Genomic DNA, 6,876 nt, shown 5'->3' with positions numbered 1-6,876 from the left:
CAGCAGCCGACGACGGTGGCGACGACGGCACAGCAGCCGACGACGGTGGCGACGACGGCACAGCAGCCGACGACGGGGGCGACGACGGCGCAGCAGCCGACGACGGTGGCGACGACGGCGCAGCAGCCGACGACGGTGGCGACGACCCGGCGGCCGCCGGGCTCCAGCGGGCGATCGACTTCGTCGCCCAGTACAGCGGTACGCCCACGTCGACAAACATCACCGAGCCGCTTCCGGCCCGACCCGAAGAAGGCGTGGACGTCTACTGGGCCGAGTGCAGCTTCCCGGTGTGCAACACCATCGGTGACGGCATCGAGGCCGCCACCGAACTGCTCGGCTGGAACCTCGACCGGGTTCCCTACAACCCGGGCAACCCCGAAGAGGTCGGTTCGGTCCACCTCCAGGGCATCCAGACCGGCGCCGACGTCCTGATGACATCGGGCCGTCCCCGTTCGGAGTGGGAGGCCGCGGCCGACCTCGCCGTCGAGAACGGCGTGCCCATCATCGACAGCTACACCCGCAACCCGGTCCTGCAGGCCGAGAACGGCATCTGGTCCTGCTTCGGCTGCGAGGCGGACTCGGAGCTCGTGATGCAGCTCATCACCAACTGGGTCATCGCCGACTCCGGTGGCAACGCGACGATTCTCTACTCGACCATTCCCGACTTCCCGATCGTCGCCTTCCGCGACACGGTGGTCGAGGCGACGGTCGCCGAGAACTGCCCCGGCTGCAACCTCGTGACGGTGCAGCACTCGGTTCAGAACCTGCTCGAGGGTGCGATCCCAGGCAACCTGATCGCCCAGATCCAGGAGAACTCCGACGCCGAGAACCTCTACATCCTGTTCGCATTCGGCGACCAGGCGTTCGGTTTCGTGCCGGCACTCGAAGAGGTCGGCCTGCTCGACGCGGTGAAGATCACCGGCCACGATCCGATCATCGAGTCGCTGAACAACCTCGATGCCGGCATCGAGGCCGCATGGACCGGCAACCCGGTCTTCCAGGTGGGCTTCAACTTCGTTGACTGCTACGCCCGCATCGCCCAGGGCGTCGAGTGCAACCCGGACACGGTGCTGCCGACTCAGGTCCTGACGCCCGGCTCCGAGGGGCTCGCGCTCGCGCTGGCATTCCAGGCCGAGACCGGTGTCAACGCCCCGTACGTCGGTGATCCGGACTTCATCGCGAAGTTCACGGAGCTCTGGCAGCTGAACTGAGCCTCTTTCGGCTCCTGAAGCCCTGTGACCGGCGGCCCGCTTCGGCGGGCCGCCGGTCCGCGTCCCGGCTCCGGGTGACTTGCCACGACGCCGGATCGTCGCCACACTTTCCCGTCGCAGGCAACGTCTGCGATCCATCCATGGAGGGGACTTCCACATGAAGCGTTCACGCTGGGCCGCACTTCTCGCGGTCCTACTCACCTTTTCGCTCATCGCCGCAGCCTGTGGCGACGACGACGACACGTCCTCGGGAGGTGACGACGGCGCAGCATCCGACGACGGCAGCAGCGACGACGGCAGCAGCGACGACGGCTCGACCGACGACGGCTCGACCGACGACGGCACATCGGACGACGGCTCGACCGACGACGGCACATCCGACGACGGCGGCGACGACCCGGCAGCTGCGGGCCTGGCCCGGGCCGAGGCGTTCATCGCCGACTACCTCGGGACCCCGACGTCGATCAACGTCTCCGAGCCGCTGCCCGAGGTCCCGTCCTCGGACGTGACCTTCTACTGGGCCGAATGCAACTTCCCGGTCTGCAACACGATCGGCGACGGCATCGAGGCCGCCTCCGCCGACCTCGGCTGGACCTTTCAGCGGGTGCCGTACAACCCGGGCAACCCCGAAGAGGTCGGTTCGGTCCACCTCCAGGGCGTCCAGTCCGGCGCGGACGTGGTCGGCACCTCGGGTCGCCCCGCCTCGGAGTGGGAGACGGCAATCGACGCCGGCATGGATGCCGGCGTGGTGTTCCTCGACGGCTACACGACCAACGACGCGCTCGGTGAGGAGAACGGGATCTACGCCTGCTTCGGCTGCGAGGCCCAGTCCCAGCTCGCCATGGAGATGATGGTCAACTACCTCATCGCCGACAGCGGCGGGAACGCGACGATCATCTACTCGACCATTCCGGACTTCCCGATCATCGCCTTCCGCGACACCGTGATGGCCGACGTGATCGACGAGAACTGCCCGAACTGCGAGCTCGTGACGGTGGAGCACTCCATCCAGAACCTCCTCGAGGGCGCGATCCCGGGTCGGCTGATCAGCGAGATCCAGAACCAGTCCGACGCCGAGAACCTCTACGTGTTCTTCTCCTTCGGTGACCAGTCGTTCGGGTTCGCCGACGCGGTCGACGAAGCCGGACTGCTCGAGTCCGTCAAGATCATGGGCCACGATCCCGGCATCGGGAACCTGCTCAACGTCCGGGACGGCCGGGAGCTCGCGTGGGGCGGAAACCCCGTGGTCCATGTCGGCTACGTCATGGTCGACTGCTACGCGCGGATCCTCCAGGACGTCGGGTGCAACCCCGACACCCTCCTGCCGACCGAGATCCTCGTGCAGGGGTCCCAGGGACTCGCGGACGCCATCGCGTTCAACGAGGAGGCGGGCTACAACTCGCCCTACGTTGGCGTCCCGGGCTTCCAGGACGAGTTCCGCGCACTGTGGGGCGTCGGCTGATCGGCTGACACTCTCTTCGCGGTCCGGACCCTCCGCGGTCCCGGACCGGAAGAATCGATCGGTGGCCCGTCCCGACCCGGGGCGGGCCACCGCCGCGTCCGCACCCCGATACCCGCCCCCGATTCCCCTGGCCGATTCGCCCTCGCATAGTCTCAGGGACGTTCACGACGATCCAGGGGGAACGAGACGCATGGCCATGACGACACCGCGCTACGGGAAGATCACTCCGTCGGAGGTCGAATGGGAGCAGTTCCACGACCCGCACGGCCGCCCGACCACGCCGGTGCGCAACCTCACGGTGGAGGGCGGGCCCAACATCATCGAGGCCAAGTTCCCACCGAACTTCCACGCGGGTGACCACTGGCACCCCTACGACACGATCTACATCTTCACGCAGGGTGAGATGAAGGTCGGCGGTGAGGGTTCCTACAAGCCCGGCGACATCCGCTGGGTCAAGGCAGGCCACGTGTACGGCCCCGAAGAGGCCGGGCCGGAAGGTGTCCAGTTCTATCTCCTCGCCCAGGGTGGCGAGGTGGGCCTCAACTGGGCGGACCTCTACGACGTTCCCGAGGAACTGAAGCAGCGCCTCGAGACGATCGAGAAGCCCTGGGGCCGGGTCAACATGGACGAAGTCGAATGGATGGACTTCCCCGATCCCGCCGGGCGCGAGACCCAGCCCGTCCAGGTGCTGGCGATGGAGGACCCCTACATCCTGCGCACCCGGTTCGTTCCGACGTACTCCGCCGGCGCCCACTGGCACGACTTCGACACCGTGTACTTCGTGACCGAGGGTTCCATGCAGTTCGGCCCCCAGGAGCCGAACTACGTCAAGGGCGACATCCGCTGGGTCAAGGGCGGCCACTCCTACGGACCGGAGGAACCCGGCCCCGACGGCGTCGAGTTCATCCTCATCAGCCTCGGGGGCGAGGTCAGCCTGCACTGGGCGGACCTCGAGGACGCACCGCTGGGCACCATCACGCCCTGAGCGCGACCACGCGCCGGACCATCGACTAGAACACACCAACCGAAACCACCCAGGGGGAACAACGGATGCAGGTACGAGGCGCGGTGCTCGAGGAGCTCGGGGGCGACTTCATCGTCCAGGATCTCGAGCTGTCCGAACCCAAGGCGAACGAGGTCCTCATCGACCTCAAGGCGTGCGGGGTCTGCCACTCCGACGACCACGCCCGGACCAATGACGTCCCGATCACCGAGGAGTTCGGTGGCGGCGGATTCCCGTGGCTCAACGGACACGAGGGCGCCGGCATCGTCGAGGCCGTCGGATCGAGCGTGACCGTCGTCAAGCCCGGCGACCACGTCGCCACCTCCTTCATCCCCTCGTGTGGCTACTGCCGGTGGTGCGCCACCGGCCGCATGTACCTGTGCGACAACGGCGCCCAGATCCTCATGGGCACCCAGATGGACGGCACGCACCGGTTCCACAACGCGGCCGGCGAGGGCGTCGGGCAGCTGTGCATGCTCGGCGAGTTCGCAACCAAGACCGTCGTGCCGGACCTGTCGGTGGTGAAGATCCCCGACCACATCGGTTTCGACGTCGCATGTCTGCTCTCGTGCGGTGTGACCACCGGCTGGGGATCGGCGGCGGGCCGTGCCGAGATCAAGCCCGGCGACACCGTCGTCATCTGGGGAATCGGTGGTGTGGGCGCATCGGCGGTACAAGGCGCGGCCCACGCCGGCGCAAAGCGGATCTTCGCCATCGACCCCGTGGACCTGAAACTCGAGTACGCCCAGGCCTTCGGCGCGACCGACGTCATCAACAACGCCGGCAAGACCATCGAAGAGGTCCTCGAGCCCATCCACGCCGTCACCAACGGCCAGGGCGCCGAGGTCTGCATCATGACCCCGGGCGTGAACACCACCGCCATGATCGGCGAGGCCTACCAGACCATCTGCAAGGACGGCACCCTGGTTCTGACCGGCGTCACCTCGTGGGAGGACACGAGCATCCAGGCCCCGGTCCTCGAGTTCATCATGTCGAACAAGACGATCAAGGGCTCGCTGTACGGCTCCCAGAACCCCCGCCACGCCATCCCCCACCTCATCGGGATGTACGAGACCGGTCAGCTCAAGCTCGAAGAGATGATCACCACCCGCTACGACCTCGACAACATCAACGACGCCTTCGCCGACATGCACGCCGGCAAGAACATCCGCGGCGTCCTCATGTACGAGTGAGCTGACCGCGGGCTTCGGGCACAGGTCCGATCAGGAGCTGGTGAAGAGAGGCGGCGGCCCGGTGGGTCGCCGCCTCTCTCGCGTCCGGACCTCGGAACCTAGGAGGCGGTCCATCCGGCGTCGACGGGAATCGCCTGGCCGGTCACCATCCGCGACTCGGGCTTGCAGAGGAAGACCATCATGTTCGAGATGTCGTCGACGGTGACGTGGCCGCGTTCCCCTTCGAAGAGGTTGTTGGCATTGAAGGCCGCGAAGGCCTTCTTCGCGTCCACGTTGCCGAGGCCGACGTTCTCCTCGGACACCGGATCTATCTCCATCTGACCAGCGAGGCCGGTGATCATGCCGCTGAAGATCGTGCCGGGGCACACGCAGTTGACGTTGATGCCGTAGGGAGCGAGCTCCGCCGCCCAGCTCTTCGTCGCCATGACCACGGCCCCCTTGGACGCGGCGTAGTGCGAGACGTACGGGAGCGCCTTGACGCCACCGGCCGACGACGTCGAGATGATGCGGCCCTCACCGCGCTCGATCATTCCGGGAACGACGTACTTGGTCGTGTAGAAGATGCCCTTGACGTTGGTGTCGATGATGGCGTCGATCGACTCCGACGGCATCTCGTTGATGGCGTCCACCTTGCAGACGCCCGCGTTGTTCAAGAGGAAGTCGATGCGGCCGAGGCGTTCGAGCGCCTCTTCGACGGCCGCCTTGATCTGGGATTCGCTGCGCACGTCGGCCTTGATGGCGATGGCGTTGACACCCTCCGCCTCGCAGTCCGCGACCGTCTGGTGGAGCTCCTCTTCGGTGCCGAGCGGATAGATCGGCGGAATGTCCTCGCAGATGTCGAGGGCGACGATGTTCGCCCCTTCGCGGGCGAGGAATTTCGCGTGGTTCGCACCCTGTCCGTGCGATGCCCCGGTCACGAGTGCGACCTTTCCCTCGAGCGACTTCGTCATCGGTTCCCCCTTGGTGTCGTCGTCGACACCGGTCGTGTAGATGTCCCGCGAGCCTAGAGGAGCCCACCCACGGCGCTGAAAACGGCGTCCGGGACCGGGCGTGTGAGGAGGCACCAGCGAGTGCCTGAGTGCAGGGGGACCTCAGGACAGGGCGAGTCTCGGCGCGCTGCGCCCGGTCATCAGGTGACGCAGGGTCGGGTCGGTGCTGAACAACTCCCGGGCCCTGTCCGGGCCGATCTCGGTGACCAGGGCCTGGAAAGCGATGTCGTGGCGGATGAACTCGATTGCCACCAGGACCACTGCGGGGTCCTCTGAGAACAGCCCCCACATCGTGTCTCCGACGGCGCCGCCGACGAGAACCCGGGTGTGGTCGACGGCGAGGATGAGGAGCCGGCAACCGACGCGGTCCAGGACGATGTCGGGCTCCGAGAACGTGTGGCGGTGGACATGGCCGACCGGAAGAAGGTCCCCGTCGCCGAACACGAGGGCGGACACGTCGACGCGTCGTGCGTCGGCTTCGACGAGAGCCGGTTCGAGGTCGCCGAGTTCGTCGGACCACACCGACAGGTACACGTCGTCGTCGGCCTCGTGGATGAGGTCCAGCGCGCGCGCCACAACGGCGTCGCGGCCCTGGAGGTTGTGCACGAGGTGGACCGGCGACGCCTTCGTCATCGACGGCAGTGCCTCGGACAGGGCGTCGATGGTGGACTCGACATCGTCACGGATCCGGCGCAGCAGCGACTCCGGCGGCAGCGAGAGGTACTGGCGGCCGTCACCGTCGGCCACCTCGAAGGCCGCCCCCCGTGCGACGAGCTTCGCGAGGGTCTCGTAGACGGTGGAGCGCGGCACGCCGGAGCGTTTCGCGACCTCGTAGCCGTTTATGGGCTCCCCCGCGGCGACGAGGGCGACATAGGCCTTCGCCTCGTAGGCCGACATCCCCACGGCCTGCAGCTGGGAGACGACCTCGGACAATCGATCCGTCTGCACGGCGTGAGCGTACCAACGACCATTGGCCGCGGCCAGGGTGTGGTCGGATCCTGTGCTCGTCTGCCAGCGG

6 protein-coding genes are annotated in these 6,876 nt (G+C 67.1%); 4 read left to right on the top strand and 2 right to left on the bottom strand.

All coding sequences use genetic code 11. The features are described from left to right. The 4 genes from RIE08_09465 to RIE08_09450 form a co-directional block, all read left to right on the top strand. Window positions 1-1,211: hypothetical protein (locus RIE08_09465; protein ID MEQ8717827.1), on the top strand; the 1,211-nt coding region annotated here is incomplete at its 5' end. Between the two features lie 157 nt (window positions 1,212-1,368). Beyond that, on the top strand, window positions 1,369-2,673 hold the full coding sequence (locus RIE08_09460) for a substrate-binding domain-containing protein (GenBank protein MEQ8717826.1): 1,305 nt from the start codon (window positions 1,369-1,371) through the stop codon (window positions 2,671-2,673). Between the two features lie 190 nt (window positions 2,674-2,863). Beyond that, the gene (locus RIE08_09455; GenBank protein ID MEQ8717825.1) at window positions 2,864-3,658 is read left to right on the top strand and encodes a hypothetical protein; all 795 of its coding nucleotides are present in this window, start codon (window positions 2,864-2,866) and stop codon (window positions 3,656-3,658) included. A 65-nt stretch (window positions 3,659-3,723) separates the two neighbouring features. Beyond that, a complete protein-coding gene (locus tag RIE08_09450; protein ID MEQ8717824.1) occupies window positions 3,724-4,869 on the top strand; it encodes an NDMA-dependent alcohol dehydrogenase in 1,146 nt (381 codons plus the stop codon). 98 nt (window positions 4,870-4,967) lie between these two features. On the opposite strand, the gene RIE08_09445 is transcribed toward RIE08_09450, so the two are convergent. Both RIE08_09445 and RIE08_09440 read right to left on the bottom strand, forming a co-directional pair. Then, window positions 4,968-5,819, bottom strand: coding sequence for an SDR family NAD(P)-dependent oxidoreductase (locus RIE08_09445; protein ID MEQ8717823.1), 852 nt, complete (start codon window positions 5,817-5,819; stop codon window positions 4,968-4,970). Window positions 5,820-5,960: 141 nt separating this feature from the next. After that, a complete protein-coding gene (locus RIE08_09440; GenBank protein ID MEQ8717822.1) occupies window positions 5,961-6,806 on the bottom strand; it encodes a helix-turn-helix domain-containing protein in 846 nt (281 codons plus the stop codon). Between the last annotated feature and the right edge of the window lie 70 nt (window positions 6,807-6,876).

Source organism: Acidimicrobiales bacterium, from assembly GCA_040219085.1.
Taxonomy (GTDB): Bacteria; Actinomycetota; Acidimicrobiia; order Acidimicrobiales; family JAVJTC01; genus JAVJTC01.
This window is presented reverse-complemented; position numbering and strand designations above follow the sequence as displayed.